The organism is Roseovarius sp. MBR-51 (genome assembly GCF_053628575.1).
This window is the reverse complement of sequence record NZ_JBRJGQ010000003.1, coordinates 54146-78112: the sequence shown is the minus strand read 5'-3', so window position 1 is coordinate 78112 and position 23967 is coordinate 54146. Positions and strand designations below refer to the sequence as shown.

The following is a 23967-nucleotide window of genomic DNA, read 5'->3' as shown; positions in this document are numbered from 1 at the left end:
GCTTAGGGGGCCTGCGCGGCGGTTGCAAGTGGCTCTGCGCTTGGCCTATAGCTTTGTGCAATGACGGATCAAGCCTTGTCCCCCCTGCTGCGCGTCACGCGCGAAACCGGCGCTGAAACTGGCGCCGAGCCGCTCGATCTGGGCGTGCGGGTGCGTGGACTACGCAAGGCGCGGGGCTGGACGTTGGAACAGGCGGCAAAGCAGGCGGGGCTGGCGCGCTCGACCCTGTCGAAGATCGAGAATGGTCAGATGTCGCCGACCTATGAGGCGCTCAAGAAGCTGGCTCAGGGGTTGGAAATCTCTGTTCCACAGCTCTTTACGCCGCCGTCGCGCGACCGGATCAACGGGCGCATGGCCGTGACGCGGGTGGGTGAGGGAACGCCCAAGGCCACGGCAACCTACGAACATGATCTCTTGGCCGATACGCTGAGCCAAAAACGCATGATGCCCTACCGCGCGCGCATCCGTGCCCGCGCGATGGAGGAATTCGGCGGTTGGGTGCGCCATGACGGCGAAGAGTTTCTCTATGTGCTGACCGGGGTGGTGCGGCTCTATACCGAGTTTTATGAGCCAATCGACATGCGTCGCGGCGACAGCGCCTATTACGACGCGACCATGGGGCACAATGTGATCTCGGTCAGTCCCGAGGATGCGACGATCCTGTGGGTGACATCGCTCGGTTGAGCCGGACCGTGTGGGAGTAAATGGCCCGGCCATGCTGGAGGCTTTGGCCGGGCCTTGCGCCCCGTGAGTGTGAGTTTGGCCGTTACTCGGCCGGGGCGGCAGGGGCTTGCTCCGCAGCAGAGCCGTCGATCACGCTTGCTGGGGCGGTTTCGGCATCGGGGTTCGTGCTGTCGCTCGTGGGGGAGGGGGACAGCATGCTGAAGGCGATCAAGCCGCCCATAAGGACCACGATGACCAGAAGGCCAACCAGCCCGCCGCGCGTCGAGGCGCCAGCATCATAGCCGGGAGGGCCGTATCGGTTGAGATCTCGGTTGGCTTGGCGTTGAATGTCGTCATTTGGGGTGTACATGGCGGTCTCCTTTCGCTCTGCCTGTAACTTTACCCCAGAGCGGTGCATCTGCCTGAGCCCTAAACGGACGGACGCGTTTTCGGGCGTCTTTCTGCCATTATCGAGTGAGTCGCAGGGCGGGTTCCCGCCGTCGGTCTATGACATCCGTCGAGAACGGGGAGTTTCGGCAAGGCTTTGCCGAAGTCAGCGCAGTTTGGGGATGCCGCCGGCATGGGTGCTTCGGTCCACGACGCCGGCGCGCAAGGACCGTCCGATGCGATGCGCCAGCGCCGACCATGCGGCGGCCTGATCGGGGGAGAGTTCGCGCAAGAGCACCGCATCGAAGAGGGCCAGCCAGGTCGAGAACATACCCGGCTGCACATTGCGGGCGTTGACATGCGCGGCCATCGGGCTGCCGTCATAGACGCGTTCATGCAGGATGGAATTGGCCCAGAAATCCGCCACCTTCGCCTCATGCGCGGGCCAGTCGGTGACATGCACCGCAAAGATCGGCCCAAGGCCGGGATGCGCGCGCACCGCTGCGTAGAATTCGGTCACGACCCGCTCGATCTCGGGGCGGGTGATGGGGAACCGTGGGGGCAGGGTGGTGCTCATGGCCTCTATGTGGCGCGGGATGTCGTGAGAGGCAATCCCCCGTTGTGACGCGGAGACCCGCCGCAATTGAAGCAGAAGGCGGGCGGCGAAACCGGGTTATCCGGTGCAGGGACAAGCATGAGCGCTAAACACAGGTGTCGCGGCGTTGCGCCTCAACTTGCCCGACTACAGCCGTTTGCCCAACGACGCGCAACCCTTTAGAGTGAAAGACGCTTGAACAGATGACACGTTCACGCGATCGTTTCGTCGGGGGATGAGCGTTTGAGAAACAGCAGGGTGGGTGCCGTCGGAAATGGGGATCAGATGCCCGCCTATTCGGAGTGGCAGGACGGCAAGAGGCAGATACTCTGGAAGGAGAGACAACCGGGGTTCATTAAGCCTTGCGTAAAATGAAGGAAATTCAGATGAAAGACACCGAATGAATGGGGACACAGTTGAATAAGCCAGCTCCCCTTGACCCCCAAGCCCTGCGCCGTATGCGGATCACCGCCGGAATTGATCCAGAGTCGTCTGGCATCGAATACGGCCCTTTGCACCGCACCATCATGTCGCGGTCGATGTGCAAGAATATCCGCTATGTGGATTTCAAATCGCGGGACGAACTTGTCACGGATTACATGAAAAATCCGAATGTCGATGTGTCCCTGATCCCCGAGATCGACATTGTGACGGGTGGAGCGCTTATTTCTGACTTCGTGCCGGATGACAGCCTCGATTTTGTGATCGCGTCGCATGTTCTGGAGCATGTGCCGGATTTCATCGGCTGGCTTGAAACCAACCTGCGCCTGTTACGGCAAGGTGGGCGCATCGCGCTGGCCTTTCCAGACCGGCGTTACTGCTTTGACATGGCCAAACAGCCAACCGGCTTTCACGAGGTGATCGCCGCCTATTTCGAGAAACGCACGCAGCCTAATTTTACGCAGATCTGCGACCACATTCTGAACAGTCGCACGGTCAACACCGCAGAAATCTGGGACGGCAGGCAGACCGTGAACAACGCACCCTCTGTGCGTACCGCGAGTGCAGCTTTGGCCATCCTCAAACAGCTTGTGGCCAAGACGGACTACCATGATGTGCACTGTTGGAAGTTCTCGGATCAGGAATTCATCGACATTCTGACCCGGATCAAGGCCGAGTTGCATCTGCCGTTTGAGGTTCTGTCGCTGTTTCCAACCAGACGCAACACGCTGGAGTTCTTTGCGGTTCTGGTCAAGGTCTGACAGGAGCCAGCGAAATGCGAGCGGTGGTTGGCCTCACCTGTGGCCCCACAGGCTGCGGTTCGAGGCACTCTTGCCTTGTCGTGAGGGGGGAGCGAAAACTTGAAAAGGTTTTGGGGCGCTTTCTTTTCAAGAAAGCGGGCCACCGCCCTCTGGACGCTTGGCAGGTGCGCGCCTATAAGGCGGGCCATGATGAGACGCAGAGCGATCATTATTCGAATTACATGCCCGGCGCTCTGAGACAATCGAGCTGCCGGGACAAGGCGTACGAGCAATCGCGCCGCTGCACCCCCCAATTTCCAGACCAGTGACAAGGACGCAAACCATGTGCGCCGACACGACACAGACGCCGGATTATAAAGATACGTTGAACCTGCCCGAGACCGATTTCCCGATGCGCGCGGGATTGCCTGCGCGCGAGCCTGAGTGGCTGGCCCGTTGGGCGCGGATCGGGGTGTATGAGAAGCTGCGGGAGAACGCGGCGGGGCGTGTTCCCTTTACGCTGCATGATGGCCCCCCTTATGCCAACGGGCATCTGCATATCGGGCATGCGCTCAACAAGATTCTCAAGGATATGGTGGTGCGGTCCCAACAGATGATGGGCCGCGATGCGCGCTATATCCCCGGCTGGGATTGCCACGGTCTGCCGATCGAGTGGAAGATCGAAGAGCAGTATCGCGCCAAGGGGCTGGATAAGGACAAGGTGGATGTGGTCGATTTCCGTCAGGAATGCCGCAAGTTCGCCGAGGGCTGGATTGATATCCAGCGCGAGGAATTCAAGCGGCTGGGGATCACCGGCTGTTGGGATCGCCCGTATCTGACGATGGATTTCCGCGCCGAGCGGATCATCGCGGAGGAATTCCAGAAGTTCCTGATGACCGGCGTGCTCTATCAGGGGTCAAAGCCGGTGATGTGGTCACCGGTAGAGAAAACCGCGCTGGCTGAGGCGGAGGTGGAGTATCACGACAAGGAAAGCTTTACGGTTTGGGTGAAGTTTGCCGTGACCAAGGGCCACGGCAACCCCGGTCTTGAACCGGGGTCTCGTGAAACCGGGACAGAGGTCCCGGGGCAAGCCCGGGACGGGCTTGAGAATACTTCTGTCGTCATCTGGACCACAACCCCCTGGACCATGCCCAGCAACAAGGCTGTGGTTTATGGCGAGGGCATTTCCTATGGGCTCTATGAGGTGACCGCGACGCCGGGTGAGTGTTGGGCTTCTGTGGGGGAGAAATTCATCCTTGCCGATACCCGTGCCGAGGATGTGATGACGCGCGCGCGGCTGGAGGCGTCGATGTATCGCCGGGTTCGTGATGTGCCGACGGAGGAATTGGCGGGCCTCAGTCTTGAGCATCCGCTGAAAGGCGCCGAAGGCGGGAATGGCGAATGGGATGATCTGCGCGATTTCCGGGCCGCTGATTTCGTGAGTGACGAGGAAGGCACTGGGTTTGTCCATTGCGCGCCGTCGCACGGGATGGAGGAATTCGAGCTTTACCGTGATCTGGGGATGCTCGAGCAGGTGATCACCTATAACGTGCTGGAAGATGGCTCTTTCCGGCCTGATCTGCCGTTTTTCGGCGGCACGTTCATCCTTGATCGCAAGGGCAAGGAGGGCAATGCCAACAAGGCGGTGATTGATAAATTGGCCGAGGTGGGCGGTTTGCTCGCGCGGGGCAAGATCAAGCATTCCTATCCGCATAGCTGGCGCTCCAAGGCACCGGTGATCTATCGCAACACGCCGCAGTGGTTTGCGGCGATTGACCGCGCGGTGGGTGACGGACAGGACGACTATGGCACCACCATTCGCGAGCGCGCGCTGCGCTCGATTGACGAGTTGGTGACATGGACGCCCAAGACCGGGCGCAACCGGCTCTATTCGATGATCGAGGCGCGGCCCGATTGGGTGCTGAGCCGTCAACGCGCCTGGGGCGTGCCGCTGACGTGTTTTGTGAAGAACGGCGCGCAACCCACGGATTCGGATTACCTTTTGCGAAATGCCGAAGTCAACGCGCGTATCCTTGCAGCCTTTGAGGAAGAGGGCGCGGATGCGTGGTACAAGGAGGGCGCGAAAGAGCGGTTCCTGTCGGGCATCGTGAACCCGGACGAGTGGCGCAAGGTCGATGACATTCTCGATGTGTGGTTTGATAGCGGCTCGACCCATGCCTTTGTGCTGCGCGACCGTGCGGATGGGTCTGAGGATGGCTTGGCCGATCTTTACCTTGAGGGCACCGATCAGCATCGCGGCTGGTTCCATTCCTCGATGCTGCAAGCCTGCGGCACGCGCGGGCGCGCGCCCTATCGGGGGGTGCTCACGCATGGCTTTACCCTTGATGAAAAGGGCAACAAGATGTCCAAATCCTTGGGCAACACCGTGGCCCCCGAGGAAGTGGTCAAGCAATATGGCGCGGATATTCTGCGGCTCTGGGTGGCGCAGGCGGATTATACCGCTGACCTGCGGATCGGGCCGGAAATCCTCAAGGGTGTGGCCGATGGCTATCGCCGCTTGCGCAATACGTTGCGGTTCATGCTGGGGGCGCTGGCCCCGTTCACCGAGGCGGATCGGGTGGACCCGGCAGAGATGCCCGAGTTGGAACGCTGGGTGCTGCACCGTCTGGCAGAGCTGGATCACAAGGTGAAGAAAGGCTATGAAACCTATGATTTCCAAGGGGTTTTCCAGCAGATTTTCAACTTCTGCACGCTCGATCTGAGTGCCTTCTATTTCGATATTCGCAAGGACGCGCTCTATTGTGATGGCGATACCGCGCGGCGGCGGGCGGCGCGCACGGTGCTCGATCTGCTGTTTCACCGGCTGACAACATGGCTGGCCCCGGTGCTGGTCTTCACCATGGAGGAAGTGTGGTTGTCGCGCTTTCCCGGCGAGGACAGCTCGATTCACCTCACGGACATTCCCGACACGCCCGCTGATTGGCTCAATGAACCCTTGGCGGCGAAATGGGCGATGGTGCGGCAGGCGCGGCGCGTGGTCACGGCGGCGCTAGAGGTGCAGCGCACCGACAAGGTGATTGGTGCAAGTCTGGAAGCGGCGCCGGTGGTGCATATCCGCGATGCCGAGATGCTGAAGGCGCTGAAATCGGTCGATTTTGCGGATATCTGCATCACCTCGGATCTGGTGTTGACCGGCGATCCGCGCCCTGATGAGGCGTTCCGTTTGCCCGAGGTTGACACCGTTGGCGTGGTCTTTGAGCGGGCGGAGGGCGAGAAATGCCAACGCTGCTGGAAGATCCTGCCGGATGTGGGCCAGCACAAGCATCCGGGCACCTGTGGGCGCTGTGACGCGGCCCTGGGATAAGCGCTTCGTATACTCCCCGTCCCGGGCTTGACCCGGGACCTCTTGCCTTGCGGGTAAGAGGCCCCGGCGCGGGGGCCGGGGCGGGGGAAGGGTGGGGCGGCGGTCTTTATGCTTCGCGTCCCGGGCTTGGCCCGGGACCTCTTGCCTTCCCGATAAGAGGCCCCGGCGCGGGGGCCGGGGCGGCGGTTCCTATTTTGCACGTTCAGGTCTTGACACGGGACCTCGCGTCTCAAGCGAAGAGGCCCCGGTCGAGCCCGGGGCGGGGTTTGGCGCTTAGAGCGCCCCGGCGATCTGGCGTAGCACGGCGATGTTGCCATGCTTGACGCCCGGTTCGCGAAAGGCGCGGTCGGCGGAGGTGGCGACAATCACCACATCGCGGGCGCGGTCGATATAGATATATTGGCCGTAAATGCCGTGGCCAAAGAATTCGCCCGGTTGCGCATCGGCCGGCATCCACCATTGAAAGCCATATTGCAGATCACCCGGTCCTGTGGGGGCGGTGGGCGTGGTTGCGGCGCGCATCCAATCCTCTGGCACCACCTGTTGCCCGTTGTAACGGCCCAGATTTGCCGCCATCAGGCCAAAGCGGGCATAATCCCGCGTGGTCACGTTGAGACCGCCAAGCGCAAAGGCCACGCGCTCTCCATCGCTGAGGTAATAGGGTTCCGCCTCGAACCCGAGCGGTTGAATGATCTTTTCCGACAGGAGGTCTGGCAGGCTGCGGCCGGTGGCACCGCGCAGCACCATGGCGAGGATATGCGTGTCGATCGAGACATATTTCCAGCGTTTGCCGGGGGCGGCGTCCTGCACCGTGAGGCCTGCGGCAAAGCCATCCATCGTGCCGCCAAGCGCCAGAACCCGACCCATGCGGTTGATGTCTGAGTCGTAGTCGAGATAATCCTCATTGAAGGCCACGCCGCTCATCATCAAGAGCACGTTGCGGATCGTGGCACCGTCATAGGCGCTGCCCGCGAGGCCGGGGGCGTAGCGTGTCACCGGATCATCGAGCGAGGCAATATGCCCTTCGTCCATGACCACGCCGAAGAGGGCTGAGAGAAAGCTCTTGGCGACGGACCAGCTGATGCGGCGGTCCTCGGGGCCTGTGCCCTGGTGATAGCTCTCATGCACCACAGCGCCCCGGTGCAGCACCATGAGCGAGGTCACGGTGCGGGCGGTGATCCAGTCGGTTGCGGCCTCGGGCAGGGTCATGGCCGGGCCTGAGGGCAGGGGCGAGATGGGGCCGGTCCCACGCGACACCGGCACATGCAGAAAGGCACGGTCCATGTTCGAGAAATTATAAACGATGCGCTCCGCGTCAAACAGGCCGTTGACCGCCCAGAGGCGCGCGATCTGGTCGCGTTTCCAGAGGCCAACCGCTGCTGTCGCAAGGGCCAGGACCACCACGATACGCACTAGCCATTTCAATCCGCGCCGCATCCCATACCCCCACTCTTACCTTTGGCCTGCACCACAGCACTGGACCCCTGTCAGATCAAGTCTGACGTTGGGGCCATGGTGCGTCAGCGGAACCGGTCGACCAGTTTTTGAAGGGCTGAGCGCGTCTCGTCCGGCGTCTCTTCTGCGGGTTTGGGCGGCCTTTCGGTCTGCATGCTCTCGGGGCGGGCGGGTTTGGGCGCGGGGGGCGTCATCGCCTGTGCCACGGCGTTCTGAAAGCGGTCGGGCTTGCCCAAGGCCAGCCACGGCGCACCTTTGGCGATGCCGCGCAGCAGATCATCAAGCCAGTCGGCCTCGGATTTCGCGAAATCCTGCAAGACATATTGCGCCACGCGATCCTTGTGTCCGGGATGGCCGATGCCAAGGCGCACGCGGCCATAAGCCTCGCCGATGTGCTGATGGATCGAGCGCAAGCCGTTGTGGCCCGCATGGCCGCCACCCGTCTTGCAGCGCAGCTTGCCGGGGGCGAGGTCCAATTCGTCGTGAAAGACGGTGACATCGGCGGGGGTCAGTTTGTAGAAGCGCAGCGCCTCGCCCACAGATTGCCCGCTGAGGTTCATAAAGGTCATGGGTTTGAGCAAGATGACCTTGTCGTCGCCCAACTCCCCCTCAGAGACCATGCCCTGAAACTTGGACCGCCATGGGCCAAAGCCATGATCCGCCGCAATCCGATCGACTGCCATGAAGCCGATATTGTGTCGATTATTCTCATATTTTGCGCCCGGATTGCCGAGACCCACAAAGAGCTGCATTGCCGATGCCCCTATCTTGGTTGAGGATGGTCTAGGGCCTTGGGGCCGCGGAATCAACGGGGGCAGGGCGCCGGATGGCCGAATACGAGGTGGAGGGGCTAAATCTGTCGGTGCCCGACAGCATCCTGAATGACCGGATCGCGGCCAAGCTGGCCTCGGGTGGCTATGAGGCCGATGAGGCGCGGGCGGCCGCCATGCGGCTGCGACCGGGGCAACGGGTGCTGGAACTGGGGGCGGGGATCGGATACATCGCTTCGATTTGCGCCCGTATCACCGGGCCGCAGAATGTGACGAGCGTCGAGGCCAATCCCGGCATGTTGCCGGTGATCCGGGCCAATCTGGAGCGCAACGGATTTGGGGCGGTGACTCTCCTGCATGGTGCGGTGGGTGGCATGGCGGGCGAGACCGCGCCCTTGGCCTTTGACGCGGCTCAGAGTTTCTGGGCGGCGCGGATCGCGGATGAGACCACCGCGCTCGACCGCATGGTCGAGGTGCCATATCTGGGGCTGAACGATCTGATGGCGCGGGCGCGTCCGCATGTGGTGATCATGGATATCGAGGGGGCGGAGCAGCATCTTTTCGATCACCCCTGGCCTGAGCATGTGCGCAGCGTGATGATGGAACTGCATCCGACGCGCTATCCTGACACCGTCATTAAACGGATCGTTGATTGCATGTCGGTCTCGGGCCTGACCTATGATCCTGGCCCGTCGCGCGGGCGCATCCTGTGCTTTCGCCGGGTACGCGAACGGTGATAGAAAAAACGCGACCCCCGATTGGAGGCCGCGCTCTTTGGGGTGGGCGTGGGAGGTGAGGATTATTCCTCGTCGCCCTCGTCCTCTTCTTCTTCCTCGCCCTGCGAGCGCAGCGCCGAGGGGGCCGAGATGTTGCAGATCACAAAATCGCGGTCCTTGATCACCGGCTCACTGCCTTCTGGCAGATCAATCATCGAAATCGTTACCACGTCGCCGATCTTGGAGATCTTGGACAGGTCCACGGTCAGGTGATCGGGGATGTCGCCCGCAGTCACGGTCAGCTCGACCTCGTTGCGCACGACGGTCAGAACGCCGCCTTTGCGCAGGGCCGGGCAATTCTCGTGGTTGATGAAGTCAACGTGAATGAACAGGTTGATCCGGGTGGTGCGACGCAGGCGCATAAGGTCGACATGAGTCGGAAGATCCTTGACCACATCGCGCTGAACGTCACGGCAGATCACGCGCACATCGTCGTGGCCCTCGACCTGAAGATTGAACAGGGTCGATTTGAAACGGCCCTTCTTCAGGCGCTTGAGCAGCGCGTTGAACGGAATGTTGATCGGCAGCGGCTCTTTGTCGCCACCGAATACGATACCCGGAACCATGCCCTCACGACGAGCTGCGCGAGCGGCGCCCTTGCCTGTCCCCGCACGTTCCTGGGCCTGAAGATCAGGAATTTCTCCAGCCATTTGATTTCTCCATTGGTTAGGGCGGGGCTCCTCCAAGGCTGTAGACCCCGCATGAAGCTGCGCCAATAGCCGGGTTTTGCCGGTTTGAAAAGCGGAATCTTGTTGCCCGGCTGAGGCGCGTGGCCTATCCGTCGGTCCCGTGACGCAAGAGGAGCCCGACCGAAATGCCACGCCGCGTTTTCCTGCATGTTGGCATGCCCAAATGCGCGACCTCCACTATACAGGCCGCTTTGGTGCAACAGCAAGACCGTCTGCGGCATCTTGGCATCGCCTATGACATGCCCAAGGTCCAGTCGGCGCAGGGGCAGGGCAATGCGGCAGATCTGGCCATTGCGGCCTATCGGGAAAGATCACAGGTTGTCGCGGAGGCGCTGGATTTCTTCACGCGCGGTGACGGGGATGTGGTGCTGAGCGCCGAAAGCCTGTCGGGTCTCTATAAATCTGCGGTGGCCATCAAGCTGGTGGAGGCGCTGCGTGCGCGGGGATTTGAGGTCACTGTGCTTGCGGTCTTGCGCCGGCAGGATCACTGGCTCGAATCCGATTTCAAACAGCATGTCAAAGGCGGTCAGAAATGGAGCGGCAGCATCGCGGAGTTGCTGGAAAAGCGCACGCAGCAAGATGTGCTGAACTATGCGCTCTTCACGCTCTACTGGGGGAAATATGTCGGCCGGGATAGGGTGTTCAGCACCGTGATCCTGCCGGGCAGTGATCGGCGGTATCCGGTCAATTTCGTGCTGGAGCAGATCGGTGCTTCCAGCCTGTGCTACGGCGATGACGCGGCGGTACCGATGGCGAATGTCAGCCCGCCCACGGGTCTGATCGAGCCTGCGCGCCTGCTCAAGCGCGAGATGCAGGCGGCTGGGTGTTCTTTGGCGCAGATGGATGTGGCGCTGGATCAGTTCTTTGCCGAAGCGCCGGGTGTGGTCGAGGTGCCAAAGCGGCGGTTTTTGATGCCTTTCACGGACCGTCAGCAGCTCGTTGAGCGGTGGAAGGGGAGCAATCGCGATCTGGAGCGGCGGGCGGGGCACCATCTGGCGTTCGATGTTGAGGTGGCTCACGATCCGGCGTCCGAGATACCGCTGGAGGACGAGGCGCGCGCCATTCTGGCCGCGTGGAAGGCCGCAAGGGGGCCAGCACCCACACCAGTGGTGCAGGCGCGGCGCGGGTTGTTGCGGCGGTTCTTGGGGCGGTAAGGCGCCTCAGTCCATCCAGCGGCCGGTGAAATCCTCGGGCACCATCAGGATGTCGCGGTCGAGCGTCTTGACGTCGCGGCGGCCGCAGAGGCCCATGCTGCTGTCGAGTTCCTTGTGGATCACCTCTAGCGCGCGGGTGACGCCTGCTTCGCCCATGGCACCCAGACCGTAGACAAAGGCGCGCCCGATATAGGTGCCCTTGGCCCCCATCGCCAAAGCCTTGAGCACGTCTTGGCCCGAGCGGATGCCGCTGTCGAGATGCACCTCGATCTTGTCGCCCACCGCATCCACGATGGCGGGCAGGGCGCGGATGGCCGAGAGTGCGCCGTCGAGTTGCCGTCCACCGTGGTTTGACACGATGATGGCATCGGCCCCGACATTGAGCGCCTCACGCGCGTCGCGCGGGTCCATGATGCCCTTGATGATCAGCGGGCCATCCCACATCTCGCGGAACCGGCGGATGCGGTCCCAATCGAGCGCCTGATCAAAGGCCTCGGAGGTCCATGTGCTGAGCGAGGAGGGATCGGTGACGCCCTTGGCATGGCCCACGATATTGCCGAAGAACCGCCGCTTGGTGCCCAGCATGCCAAGGCCCCATTGCACCTTGGTCATCATGTTGGCGACGCTCTTGGGCGTCAGTTTGGGCGGGGCGGAGAGGCCGTTTTTCAGGTCCTTGTGGCGTTGTCCCAGCATTTGCAGATCAACGGTGATCATCGCCGCCGAACATTTGGCATCGCGCGCCCGGTCAAAGAGGCGCTGCATGAAATCGTCATCTTTGAGGGTATAGACCTGCATCCAGAACGGTTTGGTGGTGTTCTCGGCCACATCCTCGATCGAGCAGATCGACATGGTGGAGAGGGTGAAGGGCACGCCGAATTTCTCGGCGGCGCGGGCGGCTTTGATCTCGCCATCCGCGTGTTGCATCCCGGTGAGACCGACGGGGGCGAGGCCCACGGGCATAGCCACATCCTGCCCGATCATCTTGGTCGCGGTGCTGCGCCCCGTCATGTCGATGGCGACACGCTGGCGCAGGTAGATCTTGTCAAAGTCGGTGGTGTTCTCGCGGAAGGTCTGTTCTGTCCAACTGCCGGATTCGGCGTAGTCGTAGAACATCTTGGGGACGCGGCGGCGGTAGATCTGTTTGAGATCGGCGATATTTGTGATCACGGGCATGGCGTCCTCCGGAATTGGTCAAGTTCGTTTACCAACGGAAGGGCTGTCGCGCAATCACCCCTGTTACCGCATCTGAGGGGTTTGTGCGGGAATCTGGCGCACCGACCAGCCCCAGAACCGCACGAGCATGAACACCCCCGCCAGCGCCAGCCCGGCTGCGAGGCCGAGCCAGATACCCGGTCCGCCAAATCCAAGCGTGAATCCCAGAAGGTAGCTGACCGGCACGCCCACCACCCAATAGCTGAGTGCCGCAATGACCATCGGCACGCGGGTATCCTGCACCCCGCGCAAGAGGCCCAGCGCCTGCACTTGGGCGGCATCGACCAGTTGAAAGAGCGCGGCGGCAGCAAGGAGTTGCCGCCCGATGGCGATCACCTGCGCCCGGTCGGGATCGTCGGGCGCGAGAAAGAGGCCCACCAGCGGGTCAGGCAGGAGCAGGAGCAGCGCCATTGTCGCCAGCGCCACAGCGGCGGAGAGGCCGAGGACCACGCGCGCACCGTCGCGCAGCCCCGCGCCATCGCCGCGCCCATGCGCCTGACCGGCGCGTACGGTGGCGACGTTGGACAGCCCGAGGTGGATCATGAAGATCACCGAGGTGATCTGGAGGGCGATGCCATGGGCGGCCAAAGGCAGCGTGCCCAGCCAGCCCATCATGATCGAGGCAGAGGCGAAGAGGCCGACCTCCGCCAGATTGGTGAGGCCGATGGGCCAGCCCAACCGAAAGACGCGGCCCAGCGCCTCGGGGTCGGGACGCCAGAAGCGTTGAAAGAGCGCGTGGTCGGGGGCGGAGCGGTGGACATAGACGCCAAGCACCACAAAAGAGGCTGTATTGACCCCGAGCGAGGCGATGGCCGCCCCTTGCACGCCAAGTTCGGGAAAGCCGAAATGCCCGAAAATGAGCAGATAGTTGACGCAGGCATTGAGCGCCACAGCACCCAGCGTGATCCAGAGCACCACGGCCGTGCGCTCCAGCGCCGCAAGATAGGATTTGAGCACCATCACCATGAGCGCGGGCAGGATGCCGAGCCCGGCGATTTCGAGGTAATCGGCGGCGAGCGCAGCGGTGGCGGGCTCTTGGCCCATGCGGTCGAAGAGCGCGCCGGAGCCCAGCATCAGGGGCAGGGTTGCCAGCCCAAACAGGATCGAGGCCCAGAGGCCCATGCGCGTGACGCGGCGCACTTGGGTAATCGCGCCCGAGGCTTGGGCCGAGGCCACCATCGGCATCACCGCCCAGGCAAAGCCCGAACCCATGATGAAGAGGACAAAGAACATGGTGCCGCCCAGCACTTCGGCGGCCAGCGCCTCGACCGAATACCAGCCCAGCATGAGCGCATCGGTGAAGGTGATGGCGAACTGCGCCACATGGCTGCCGATGAGCGGCAGGCCAAGACCCAGCACCGCGCGGGCATGCTGGCGATATGTGAGGCGAGGTTGCATGGATCTGGCGTTAGACGTGCGCCGAAGTTTGCGCAACCCTCGTCAGAGCGTGCCCAGCATCAGATGCGTCGAGAGTGCCGCAATGAGCACGCCTGCTGCAATCTCGAAGAGGGGCAGGGCGCGGGCGGTGCCGCCGGTGGTGGCCAGCCGCGCCAGTGCCCCTTCGCGCAAGGTGACAGAGGCGATGGCCACGGCGAGGGTGACGCTGGCGGTGCCAAGGCCCATGGCAAAGGCGCCCATGATGCCCGCCAGATCAAGCCCCATGCGCCATGTGAGGATCAGGAGGAACAGCGCACCGGTGCAGGGGCGGATCGCCACAGCCCCAATCAGGGCAGCGGCGTCTCGCCAGCCGGTGACAGCCTCGGCCTCGGCCAAGGTCGGCCCGTGTTTATGCCCGCAAGAGGCGCAGGGGGCGTCATGGTCGTGATGATGATCGTGATGATGATGGTCGTGGGTGGCGCGGGTTTTGCGCCAGCGACGCAGGCCGCGAAAGGCCAGCCAGAGACCCACGAGGGCGATGGCCGCGAAGCTGGCGGGGGCCATGATGTGTTCGGCCAGATCGGTCATGTGTTGGCGGGTGAGATCGAAGAGGAAGACGCCGGCATAGACCAGCAGCACCGCCGCCGCGGCCTGCGCAAGACTGGAGGCCAGCGCCAAGAGCGACAGCCGGAATGCGCTGACGCGCGCGGCCATGCCGTAGCCACCGATCAGGATCTTGCCATGGCCCGGCCCTGCCGCGTGAAAGAACCCATAGGCAAAGCAGAGGCCCAGCAACCCGGCCAGCGCCCCCGGTTCGCCCGCGCTCAAGCTGCGCAAGAGGCGCGCCATCGCCTGTTGCGTTTCGGCCTGTCCGGTGCGCGCCCAGTCAGAGACTTGCGCGGCCCCGCCAAAGCCCCAGAGCCAGATCACAAGGGCGGCAAGGGCCAGCGCGGCGAGGCTCAGGACGGGGCGGCGCATGTGACCGAAAGGCTCTCGGAGAAAAGATTGCCGATTTCGACGCCGGTATATTGCTCTTCGGCGGTCATGTCGCCGAGCATCTCGCGGAACTGTTCCTGGCTCTCGTCAAGGTCCGGCTTGGTGATCGTATAGACGCAACCCTTTGGTAGGGTGATCGGCCCCGCAAGGCTATGGGCCACGTAATAGGTGGGATCATAGGCCTCGATGCGCAGACCATCGGCTTTGACAGGGCCAAAGGTGCGGGTATGGGTGGCAATGATGCGGCCATTCGTGAGGGCAATGTCGGTTGGGACGGGGTGATCCAAGGCAATCTTGGTCTCGCCCTGATACATATAGAGATCCCCCTCGAACCCCTCTGGCCATTCGACCAAATCAAAGCCCTTGAGCTTTGCCAATTCCGCCTCGGTCAGGGTGCCGTCGCCATCGGGGTCAAGGCCCATGTCGGTGAGGATCAGAAGAGAAAAGAAATCGTCATAGCTCCATGTCACTTCGACCTCGGTCAAGCGCCCCGCAGCATCGGCGGTAAAGTGCAGGGCGACATCGACAAAGACATGCGGATGCGCGCCCACGGGGGCTGTAGGCAGGCAGAGGGCTGCGGCGAGGGCCAAGGGGCGGAGCGCTGTCATGCCGCCAGATTTAGGCGCAGCGCGCGCCTGCTGCAAGGCGCGTTTGCTGCGGCCAAGCGGCTCCGCGCGAAAGCGCGCTCAGGCCTTTATCACCAAGGATTGCCCGCTGGTCAGGGACATGACGTTTTCGGGCTTGTCGGCGAAAAACTCGTCAATCGCCTTTTTTGCGCCGGGGCAGTCGCCAGAGCCGTAATCGTCGCAGAGGATGACACCGCCCGATTTGACCCGCGGATAGAAGAATTCGACCGAGGCCAGGGTCGGCTCATAGAGGTCCACATCGACATGGACGAGCGAGAATTCCTGATCCGCGACATCGTTGAAACGGTCGGGAATCCAGCCCTTGTGCAGGTCCACGCGGTCGCCAAAGGCGCTGAGGTTCTGGCGCACGATGTCTTGGGGGACAGCCAGATCGCCCTTGGACCATTCCGATTTGCCGCCCGATTGCACATCGGCGTCGCTGGGCTCTGACAGGCCTTGGAACGAGTCGAAGATATGCAGGCGCTTGGTGCTCTGCATGCCCGCGCCGGTCAGCAAAAAGAGCGAGGATTTGCCATAGCGCACGCCGCATTCGGCGAAATTGCCCTCGATCCCGCGCACCATGCGGGCGGAGGTCAGCAGCGTGAAGCAGCGGTCATAGGGGCTGCCCTCGATGCCGCGCGCCTCAGCCATATCGCGGGCGGCGATGAATTCGGGATCGGTCAGCCAGATCAGATGCGGTTTGTAGACCTCGTAGCGCTGCCGCGCGGCCAGACGCTTGGCCAGCTTGTAGTAGCTGCGCCGGTATTTTTCGCGCCCCAGAAGAAGCCCGCCGAGAGAGTCGAGTGCTTTGATGATCACGGTTTGCCCCTTGTCTGACGCCGCAGGCGGACCTGATGGCCACGCCTGCGGGTTCTTGGCCCAGACCGGGGCGCCGCGTCAAGAGCGCGTGCGCAGGCCTTAGCGTGCCTTGCGATCCTCGGGATGCAGGGATTTGCCCAAGATGTGATCGCTCTTGTGCAGCACATGCTGCGCAGTCGAGACGATCAGCGGATCGGGGGCATCGGCGATGTGGCGATCCTTGCCGGGGTAGTCGAGCGAATTCAGGAAGTGCCGCATGCAATTCAGGCGGGCGCGTTTCTTGTCATTCGACTTTATCACGGTCCACGGCGCATCGGCGGTGTCGGTGTAAAAGAACATCGCCTCTTTCGCCTCGGTGTAATCCTCCCATTTATCAAGGCTGGCCTTGTCGATGGGGCTGAGTTTCCATTGCTTGAGCGGGTCGGTTTCACGGCTGGCAAAGCGGGCGCGCTGTTCGCCTTGGGTCACGGAAAACCAGTATTTGTAGAGCCGGATGCCTGAACGCACCAGCATACGCTCCAATTCGGGCGTCTCGCGCATGAATTCGAGGTATTCATGCGGCTGGCAAAAGCCCATCACCCGCTCGACCCCGGCGCGGTTATACCACGAGCGGTCATAGAGCACCATTTCGCCCGAGGTGGGCAGGTGTTGGACATAGCGTTGAAAATACCACTGGCCGCGTTCCTGATCGGTGGGCTTGTTGAGGGCCACGACCCGCGCGCTGCGGGGGTTGAGATGCTCGGTAAAGCGTTTGATCGTGCCGCCCTTGCCCGCTGCATCGCGCCCTTCGAAGATGAGCACGAATTTTGCCCGGTTTCTTGCGCCCAAAGCTGCACCTTGAGCATTTCGGCCTGAAGATGCGCCTTTTGCGTCTCATAGCTGCGGCGGCCCATGGGCGTTTCATAGGGGTAATCGCCGATTTCGAAGGCGTGGCGCAGGGAGTTGGGATCGGTCTCGGAGGGTGCTGCGGCGGGCTGGGCCTGATCCGGCGCCGGAGCGATGGCTGCGGCCCCGGCATCAGGCTGCGCGGCGGGGATGGCCGGAGTTTCGGGCGTGGGCAGGGGGGAGAGAGGGGATTCGCTCATACGACACTCCGGACTGGTCTATTGATCACTCCGGGAATGATATTTGAACTTTTTGTGACAGACTTTGAGCGAGGTCAAATTTCGTGAGAAATGCGGGTCTGCTCTCTTGCCTTGGGTCAGACCCCTGCGGCGCGGGCGTAGGCCACGAGGGCTGCGGTCGATCCGTCGCGCGTGAGGGTGGTGTCGCCGGTCAGCATGGCATCGACATCGACCGCCAGCACCTTGCCCAGTTCCACCCCCCATTGATCAAAGGAGTTGATCCCGAGGATCACGCCTTCGACGAATACGCGATGTTCATAGAGGGCGATGATCTGGCCCAGACGGCGCGGGGTCAGACGGTCGTAGATCAGCGTGGTCGACGGACGGTTGCCGGGAAAGACCCGGTGAGCGGCCTGCCGCTCAAGCTCTGCGCCGGTGTAGCCTGCGTCGCGCATCAGCGCGCGCGCCTCCTCCAGCGAGCGGCCGCGCAACAGCGCCTTGGATTGCGCGAGGCAATTGGCCACCAGCAGGCGGTGATGATGCGCAAGCTCTGGCTCATGCCCGGTTGCCGCCACGAGGAATTCGCACGGGATCACGGCGGTGCCCTGATGGATCAGTTGGTAAAAGGCGTGTTGGCCGTTGGTCCCCGGTTCGCCCCAGACCACGGGGCCGGACGGACGCTCCAGCCGGTCACCGGACATGCTCACGCGCTTGCCGTTGCTCTCCATCTCCAACTGTTGCAGATAGGCGGGCAGGCGGGCCAGACGCTGATCGTAGGGCAGGACCGCGCGGGTGCCATAGCCCATCCCCTGATGGTGCCAGAGACCGATGAGCGCCAGCATCATCGGCATATTCTCCAGCGGTGCGGCGTCTTGAAAATGGTGGTCCATCGCTTCGGCCCCCGCGAGGAACTCGTGGAACCGCTCCGGTCCGATGGCGATCATCAACGACAGACCGATCGGCCCCCAGACCGAATAGCGCCCGCCGATGTAATCGCCAAAGCCAAAGACAGCGCCTGCGTCGATGCCCCATTCTGCGGCTTTGGCGGCGGCAGAGGAGACAGCGGCGAATTGCGGCCCCGGATTTACCCCGGCGCGGGTCATCCAAGCCTGTGCCGTGGCGGCATTGGTCATGGTCTCGATGGTGGTAAAGGTCTTGGACGCGACGATCACAAGGGTCGTAGCCGGGTTCAGCCCGGCCAGCGTGTCCGAAATGTCGGCCCCGTCCACGTTCGAGACGAAATGACAGCGCGGGCCGTCGTGATAGGGACGCAGCGCGCGCACGGCCATCTCGGGGCCCAGATGCGAGCCGCCGATGCCGATGTTGACGACATCGGTGACCGATCCCTGCCGGATGTGAGTGGCAAACTCCGCCATGCGCGTTCGCGTGGCGGTGATTTCCGGCATAATGTCCGCGCCCTCGACCATCACCGCTCCGCCCGAAAGATTGCGCAGCGCACTGTGCAGCACGGGCCGTCCCTCGGTCTCGTTGATGGCGTCGCCTGCGAACATCGCGGCGCGGCGGGCGGCAACGCCGGAGGCCTCTGCAAGACCGGTCAGAGCGCTGCGGGCAGGGGCGGTCAGGGTGGTCTTGGAGTAATCCAGCAGCATGCCGTCGAACCGGGTCGAAAACCCCCCGGCGCGGTTTGGCTCGTCAAACAATCCGACAATGTCACATTCCCGCGCTGCCTGCGCGAAGCGCTCGACCTCAGACCACATCCTCTGTCCTTTCACGGGCTCCAATGGATTGTTGCTCCCGCTAGCACGGCGGCAATCGGTGCCTCAAGAGGGCGCATGTGCTGCGCGCGCTCAAAGGCCGCGCGTTTCTGTGCGCCGGTGATCACGACGTGCTTGCTGAGCGCGCCATCCAACACCCGCGCCGAGAGGGTGACGCGCGCCTCATCCAGACCCGGTGCGCGCATTGGCACAAGAATGGGCGCGTTGCGCTCCAGCGCCTCTTCCAGCCGGTCGGCACCGGGAAAGAGCGAGGCGGTGTGCATATCCGCCCCCATACCCAAGAGGCAGACATCAATCGGCAGGGCGGGCGCGATATTGGCCTCCAGTTCCGCCAGCACCGTTTCCGGCTCTTCGGCCTTGGCATAGAGCGGCAGATACCGGGCCGCCGCCGCCCGGTCCTTGAGCAAGTGTTCGCGGATCAACCGTGTATTGGAGCGGACATGCACCTCGGGCCGCCAGCGTTCATCGCTCAGCAGGATATCGACCCGGTCCCAGTCCAGATCGACCGCGCAGAGCCCGTCAAATATCGGCCCCGGCGTGGTCCCTCCCGGCACGACGAACAGAACCCGGTCCTGATTGCGCAACGCCTTGCGCAGATCACCCGCCAGAATACCAACCAGCCCCATCGCCAGCATCTCGTCATCGGCATATTCGACAAAGCTCATGGTCGTATCTCCCGCCAGCGTCGCCCGTCCCGATGCATCAGCATCAACGCGTCGTCTGGCCCTGAGGATCCCGTTGCATAGGGCAGGGGATCGCTTGTGTCTTCCTCCCATTCCGCGATGATCGGATCGGTCCAGGCCCAAGCCGCCTCGACCTCGTCCCCGCGCATGAAGAGGGTCTGATTGCCGCGTATCACATCCATGATCAGCCGCTCATAGGCATCGGGGAAATCCGCCTCTTCCGGTCCCAACGCCTCGGCAAAGGTCATGTCGAGCGGCACGTCGATCAAACGCATGCCCCCCGGTCCCGGTTCCTTGATCGTCACCCCTAATTCGATTCCCTCATTGGGTTGCAGGCGGATCGTGAGGATATTGCGGTGCCGCCCGGCATCCGCGCCAAAGATCGAATGCGGCGCATCCTTGAACACCACCGCGATTTCGCTGGCGCGGTCGCGCAGGCGCTTGCCCGTGCGCAGGTAGAACGGCGTGCCCGCCCACCGCCAATTGCTGATATGCGCCTTCAATGCCACGAAACTTTCGGTCGTGCTGTCGCGGTTGCCCACCTGATTGCGATAGCCGGGTTGTGTGCCATCGCCCTCATATTGCCCGCGCACCACATTCTTGCGCGCCACCGGATCAAGGGCGCGGATGACCTTGAGTTTCTCGTCGCGCACGGCGTCGGGTTCGAATTTGGCGGGCGGCTCCATCGCGATGAGGCACAAGAGCTGCATCATGTGGTTCTGCACCATGTCGCGCATCGCACCGGATTTGTCATAATAATCGCCACGCCCGCCCACGCCCACGGATTCCGCCACGGTGATCTGGATATGATCGACATATTGGCTGTTCCAGAGCGGTTCGAACAAAACGTTGCCAAAGCGGATCGCCATCAGGTTCTGCACGGTTTCCTTGCCGAGATAATGGTCGATCCGGTAAATCTGGCCTTCGGTGAAATGCCGCGCCAAGACCCGGTTGAGGTCACGCGCCGTTTCCAGATCGCGGCCAAAGGGCTTTTCCACCACGATCCGGCTTTGTTCATCCGCCATGCCATGTTTGTGCAGCCGCTTGGCCAGATCGCCAAAGAGCGACGGCGCCACCGAGAAATAGAACGCCCGAATGCGCTCGGGACGCATGAGCGCGGCCAGATCCTCCCAGCCATCCGTGCCACGGGCATCGAGCGTGACATAATCCAGCATGTCGAGAAAGGCCGTCAGGTCCTTTTTGCGGGCCGATTCCTCGCCGCCGAACTCGACAATCGCCTCACGTACCATGGCGCGATAGGCTTTGGTGTCCATCTCGCCGCGCGCCGCGCCGATCAGGCGCACATCGCCTTCGATCTGACCCGCAACAAAGCGGCGAAAGAGCGCCGGCAATATCTTGCGCCGCGCCAGATCACCGGTGCCGCCAAAAATCACCAGATCAAACGGATCGACCGGGATCACCCGAGAGGCCATGCCCCATCTCCTTTGCTCGTCGTCAGCCCGTTTTTCGGGCGCGCCGCATGTCGTGGCAACTCTAACATGTTGGGGCGTCTTCACAATGGCGTCAGAATGCTTCCCTTGCCAGACCTCGGGCGATAGGTGAGAAAAGACAAACAGAGTGTGGATCGCCCTATGAAAGATAACGTCACCGTCCCTGCGAATCAGGGCAAGTTTCAGGACCCGGAGCGCACCGCCAAGGGCGAGGCGCGCGCCTCTGTGCCGCTCAGCCACCCCGAAACGCTGTGGTTCAACACCGGCACGCTCTGCAATATCGAATGCCGCAATTGCTATATCCTCAGCTCGCCCAGCAATGATGCGCTGGTCTATATCAGCGAATCAGAGGTGCGCGACTATCTGGATCAGGTGCGCGACCGGGGCTGGCCGCTGCGCGAGATCGCCTTTACCGGCGGCGAGCCCTTCATGAACCCCGAAATGATCGGCATGGCGCGGGCGGCGCTTGAGGCGGGGTTTGAGGTGCTGATCCTGACCAATGCCATGCGCCCGATGATGCGCAAGACGATGCGTGCGGGGTTGCTTGATCTGGTGAAGGTGTGGGGTGAAAAGCTGACCTTGCGGATTTCGGTCGATCACTGGTCTGAGGCGCTGCATGACGAAGAGCGGGGGGCGGGGGCCTTTGCCAAGACGCTGGAGGGCATGTGCTGGTTGCGGGATCATGGGGTTCACATGACCGTGGCTGGACGCACCGTCTGGGGCGAGAGCGAGGCGCAATCGCGCGCCGGCTATGCGGCGTTTTATGCGGAGCATCGGTTTGAGATTGATGCGCATGATCCGGCCGCAACCGTGCTATTCCCCGAGATGGACGAGGGGGCCGAAGTGCCCGAGATCACGACGGCCTGTTGGGATATTCTGGGCAAGCGGCCCGAGGACATCATGTGCGCCTCGTCGCGCATGGTGGTGAAACGCAAGGGGGCGGCGCGACCCGCGGTTGTCGCCTGCACGCTGCTGCCCTATGCGCCCGAGTTCGAATTGGGCGAAACGCTGGCCGAGGCCGAGCGCGACGTGGCGTTGAACCATCCCCATTGCGCCAAGTTCTGCGTGCTGGGCGGGGCGAGTTGTTCACGGTAAGGGGGGCGCAGTGTGCTTGAGCTGGCAAGCGCTGAGCCGCGCGGTGCCCGACCGCCGGGTGGGCGTTGCAACACAAGTGATGGGCACTTTATGCCAGCCACACCTTCCGCGTTTTCAATCACATGAAACGTTGCAAAAGCGCCCGCCCGAGGGGGCGGTCGGGCGCTGCGCGGCGGTGCCTGCGGCACCTTGATTCCGCGCGGGAAGCGGCAATTCGTGGCGCGGTGCCCCCGCCACCTCACTCGTCCTTGAGCAGCCGATCCGCCTTTTTGCGCACCAGTACCGTGCGCAGGTCGTGCATCGCCAAGAGAAGCGCATCCGTTACCTGTTCGAGTTGCGCATCGGTCGCCTTGGACTGGACCCAATGCGTTGTGGTATTGAGATAATCCACCGCGCGCAGGATATCGTCGATGTCGCGGTATTCGACCAGTTTGAGCCGCTCTTCCATCCATGCGGTGATGGCGGCACTGTCGGCGTCGGTCAGGGCGCGTTCGCCATGCGGCTTGATTTCGGATTTGCGTATATTGACGGTGGCGATCTGTTCCATCTCGATCCGGCGCTGCCGGTTCTCGGTATCGACCCGGAACACGAAGGCCCCGTTTTCACGGACCCTGAAATAATAATCCGGCAGATCACCCGCCATCCGTCCCCCTAGCTCAGCCCTTTGCAGAACGTCTGAATCCGCGTGCAGGCCTCTTTGAGCGCGTCATCAGAGGTTGCATAGCTGATCCGGAAATTCGGGGATAGGCCAAAGGCCGCGCCGAACACCACCGCCACGCCGGTTTCTTCCAAAAGTGCCGTAGCAAAGGCCTCGTCATCGGCGATCACCGCGCCGCCTGCGCTGGTCTTGCCGATCAGCCCGGCAATCGATGGGTAGACATAGAATGCGCCATTGGGCGTGGGGCATTCCATGCCCTCTATCTCATTGAGCATCGCCACCACCAGATCGCGACGGCGGGCAAAGACGGCGTTGTTCTCGGCGATGAAATCATGGCTGCCGTTCAGCGCCTCGACCGCCGCCCATTGGCTGATCGTGCAGGGGTTCGACGTGCTCTGCGACTGGATCTTGCGCATCGCGGCAATGAGGTCTTGCGGACCCGCCGCATAGCCGATCCGCCAGCCAGTCATGCAATAGGCCTTGGACACCCCATTGCAGGTCAGGGTGCGGTCATAGAGCGCCGGTTCCACCTGCGCGGGGGTGCAGAATTCAAACCCGTCATAGGCCAGATGCTCATACATGTCGTCGGTCATGATCCAGACATGGGGATGTCGCAGGAGCACATCCGTCAGCCCCTTCAGTTCGTCCCATGTATAGCCTGCCCCGGTGGGGTTGGAGGGCGAATTGAAGATAAACCAGCGGGTTTTCGGTGTAATCGCGGCCTCGAGTGCCTCTGGCGTCAGTTTGAACCCGGTCTCGATGCCCGCAGGCGCAATCACCGGCTCGCCCCCCGCAAGCAGCACCATGTCGGGGTAGCTCACCCAATAGGGCGCGGGGATCAGCACCTCATCGCCGGGGTTCAACGTGGCCATGAGGGCATTATAAAGGATCTGCTTGCCGCCCGAAGCGACGCTGACCTGTGCCGGGGTATAGTCGAGCCCGTTGTCGCGCTTGAACTTGGCACAAATCGCCGCCTTCAACTCGGGAATGCCGTCAACGGCGGTGTATTTGGTCTTGCCCTCTTCGATGGCGCGGATACCTGCGGCGCGGATATGCGCGGGCGTGGCGAAATCCGGCTCTCCGGCCCCGAGGCCGATCACGTCGCGCCCGGCGGCCTTGAGTTCCTGCGCCTTGGTGGTCACGGCGATGGTGGGCGAGGGTTTGACGCGCGACAATGTCGCAGACAGACGGGACATGGCCGGCTCCGGTTTGAATTCACTCCGGGAATGTCTTAGGGTGCGCTCAGAGCTTGATC

Annotated in this window: 21 protein-coding genes and 1 pseudogene; 6 read left to right on the top strand and 16 right to left on the bottom strand. The window is 62.6% G+C overall.

From position 1 onward, the window contains the following. Positions 1 to 60 precede the first annotated feature (60 nt). Positions 61 to 684, top strand: coding sequence for a helix-turn-helix domain-containing protein (locus tag ACSSVY_RS04895; protein ID WP_454268308.1), 624 nt, complete (start codon positions 61 to 63; stop codon positions 682 to 684). Positions 685 to 766: 82 nt separating this feature from the next. Here ACSSVY_RS04895 and ACSSVY_RS04890 read toward each other — a convergent pair whose 3' ends face one another. Both ACSSVY_RS04890 and ACSSVY_RS04885 read right to left on the bottom strand, forming a co-directional pair. Next, positions 767 to 1033: a hypothetical protein gene (locus ACSSVY_RS04890; protein ID WP_454268307.1), complete on the bottom strand. Its 267-nt coding sequence runs from the start codon at positions 1031 to 1033 to the stop codon at positions 767 to 769. Positions 1034 to 1216: 183 nt separating this feature from the next. Beyond that, on the bottom strand, positions 1217 to 1627 hold the full coding sequence (locus ACSSVY_RS04885; protein ID WP_454268306.1) for a group III truncated hemoglobin: 411 nt from the start codon (positions 1625 to 1627) through the stop codon (positions 1217 to 1219). A gap of 434 nt (positions 1628 to 2061) precedes the next feature. Between ACSSVY_RS04885 and ACSSVY_RS04880 the strand changes: the two genes are divergently transcribed. Then, positions 2062 to 2847 carry a methyltransferase domain-containing protein gene (locus ACSSVY_RS04880; RefSeq protein ID WP_454268305.1) on the top strand — a complete coding sequence of 262 codons (786 nt, stop codon included), beginning with the start codon at positions 2062 to 2064 and terminating at the stop codon, positions 2845 to 2847. 322 nt (positions 2848 to 3169) lie between these two features. After that, entirely contained in the window at positions 3170 to 6151 is a 2982-nt protein-coding gene (gene ileS, locus ACSSVY_RS04875; RefSeq protein WP_454268304.1) for an isoleucine--tRNA ligase, read from the top strand. Positions 6152 to 6424: 273 nt separating this feature from the next. Here ileS and ACSSVY_RS04870 read toward each other — a convergent pair whose 3' ends face one another. Continuing rightward, positions 6425 to 7588, bottom strand: coding sequence for a serine hydrolase domain-containing protein (locus ACSSVY_RS04870; protein ID WP_454268303.1), 1164 nt, complete (start codon positions 7586 to 7588; stop codon positions 6425 to 6427). A gap of 83 nt (positions 7589 to 7671) precedes the next feature. Then, positions 7672 to 8358 carry an aminoacyl-tRNA hydrolase gene (pth, locus tag ACSSVY_RS04865; protein ID WP_454268302.1) on the bottom strand — a complete coding sequence of 229 codons (687 nt, stop codon included), beginning with the start codon at positions 8356 to 8358 and terminating at the stop codon, positions 7672 to 7674. Between the two features lie 74 nt (positions 8359 to 8432). On the opposite strand from pth, the gene ACSSVY_RS04860 reads away from it, so the two are divergent. Next, on the top strand, positions 8433 to 9113 hold the full coding sequence (locus ACSSVY_RS04860) for an FkbM family methyltransferase (protein WP_454268301.1): 681 nt from the start codon (positions 8433 to 8435) through the stop codon (positions 9111 to 9113). 62 nt (positions 9114 to 9175) lie between these two features. Here ACSSVY_RS04860 and ACSSVY_RS04855 read toward each other — a convergent pair whose 3' ends face one another. Then, positions 9176 to 9802 carry a 50S ribosomal protein L25/general stress protein Ctc gene (locus ACSSVY_RS04855; RefSeq protein WP_297775676.1) on the bottom strand — a complete coding sequence of 209 codons (627 nt, stop codon included), beginning with the start codon at positions 9800 to 9802 and terminating at the stop codon, positions 9176 to 9178. 164 nt (positions 9803 to 9966) lie between these two features. Here ACSSVY_RS04855 and ACSSVY_RS04850 point away from each other — a divergent pair, with 164 nt between their 5' ends. Further along, the gene (locus ACSSVY_RS04850; RefSeq protein WP_454268300.1) at positions 9967 to 10995 is read left to right on the top strand and encodes a hypothetical protein; all 1029 of its coding nucleotides are present in this window, start codon (positions 9967 to 9969) and stop codon (positions 10993 to 10995) included. A 6-nt stretch (positions 10996 to 11001) separates the two neighbouring features. Here ACSSVY_RS04850 and ACSSVY_RS04845 read toward each other — a convergent pair whose 3' ends face one another. The 9 genes and pseudogenes from ACSSVY_RS04845 to zwf form a co-directional block, all read right to left on the bottom strand. Next, positions 11002 to 12168, bottom strand: coding sequence for an alpha-hydroxy acid oxidase (locus tag ACSSVY_RS04845; RefSeq protein ID WP_454268299.1), 1167 nt, complete (start codon positions 12166 to 12168; stop codon positions 11002 to 11004). Positions 12169 to 12231: 63 nt separating this feature from the next. Beyond that, the gene (locus tag ACSSVY_RS04840; protein ID WP_454268298.1) at positions 12232 to 13605 is read right to left on the bottom strand and encodes an MATE family efflux transporter; all 1374 of its coding nucleotides are present in this window, start codon (positions 13603 to 13605) and stop codon (positions 12232 to 12234) included. A gap of 42 nt (positions 13606 to 13647) precedes the next feature. After that, on the bottom strand, positions 13648 to 14562 hold the full coding sequence (locus ACSSVY_RS04835; RefSeq protein ID WP_454268297.1) for a nickel/cobalt transporter: 915 nt from the start codon (positions 14560 to 14562) through the stop codon (positions 13648 to 13650). Then, the gene (locus ACSSVY_RS04830; RefSeq protein ID WP_454268296.1) at positions 14544 to 15188 is read right to left on the bottom strand and encodes a DUF1007 family protein; all 645 of its coding nucleotides are present in this window, start codon (positions 15186 to 15188) and stop codon (positions 14544 to 14546) included. The genes ACSSVY_RS04835 and ACSSVY_RS04830 overlap by 19 nt, the downstream gene beginning before the upstream one ends. A 78-nt stretch (positions 15189 to 15266) precedes the next feature. Continuing rightward, on the bottom strand, positions 15267 to 16025 hold the full coding sequence (locus tag ACSSVY_RS04825; protein WP_454268295.1) for a TylF/MycF/NovP-related O-methyltransferase: 759 nt from the start codon (positions 16023 to 16025) through the stop codon (positions 15267 to 15269). A 99-nt stretch (positions 16026 to 16124) separates the two neighbouring features. After that, positions 16125 to 17110 (bottom strand): annotated as a pseudogene (ppk2, locus tag ACSSVY_RS04820) (polyphosphate kinase 2). A gap of 116 nt (positions 17111 to 17226) precedes the next feature. Further along, on the bottom strand, positions 17227 to 18807 hold the full coding sequence (pgi, locus tag ACSSVY_RS04815) for a glucose-6-phosphate isomerase (protein WP_454268294.1): 1581 nt from the start codon (positions 18805 to 18807) through the stop codon (positions 17227 to 17229). 11 nt (positions 18808 to 18818) lie between these two features. Next, on the bottom strand, positions 18819 to 19490 hold the full coding sequence (gene pgl / locus ACSSVY_RS04810) for a 6-phosphogluconolactonase (protein ID WP_454268293.1): 672 nt from the start codon (positions 19488 to 19490) through the stop codon (positions 18819 to 18821). Then, a complete protein-coding gene (gene zwf, locus ACSSVY_RS04805) occupies positions 19487 to 20941 on the bottom strand; it encodes a glucose-6-phosphate dehydrogenase (protein WP_454268292.1) in 1455 nt (484 codons plus the stop codon). The genes pgl and zwf overlap by 4 nt, the downstream gene beginning before the upstream one ends. Positions 20942 to 21100: 159 nt before the next feature. Here zwf and ACSSVY_RS04800 point away from each other — a divergent pair, with 159 nt between their 5' ends. After that, on the top strand, positions 21101 to 22054 hold the full coding sequence (locus ACSSVY_RS04800; protein ID WP_454268291.1) for a radical SAM protein: 954 nt from the start codon (positions 21101 to 21103) through the stop codon (positions 22052 to 22054). 238 nt (positions 22055 to 22292) lie between these two features. On the opposite strand, the gene ACSSVY_RS04795 is transcribed toward ACSSVY_RS04800, so the two are convergent. Both ACSSVY_RS04795 and ACSSVY_RS04790 read right to left on the bottom strand, forming a co-directional pair. Further along, positions 22293 to 22697: a hypothetical protein gene (locus ACSSVY_RS04795; RefSeq protein ID WP_454268290.1), complete on the bottom strand. Its 405-nt coding sequence runs from the start codon at positions 22695 to 22697 to the stop codon at positions 22293 to 22295. An 8-nt stretch (positions 22698 to 22705) separates the two neighbouring features. Then, on the bottom strand, positions 22706 to 23908 hold the full coding sequence (locus ACSSVY_RS04790) for a pyridoxal phosphate-dependent aminotransferase (protein ID WP_454268289.1): 1203 nt from the start codon (positions 23906 to 23908) through the stop codon (positions 22706 to 22708). Positions 23909 to 23967 lie beyond the last annotated feature (59 nt).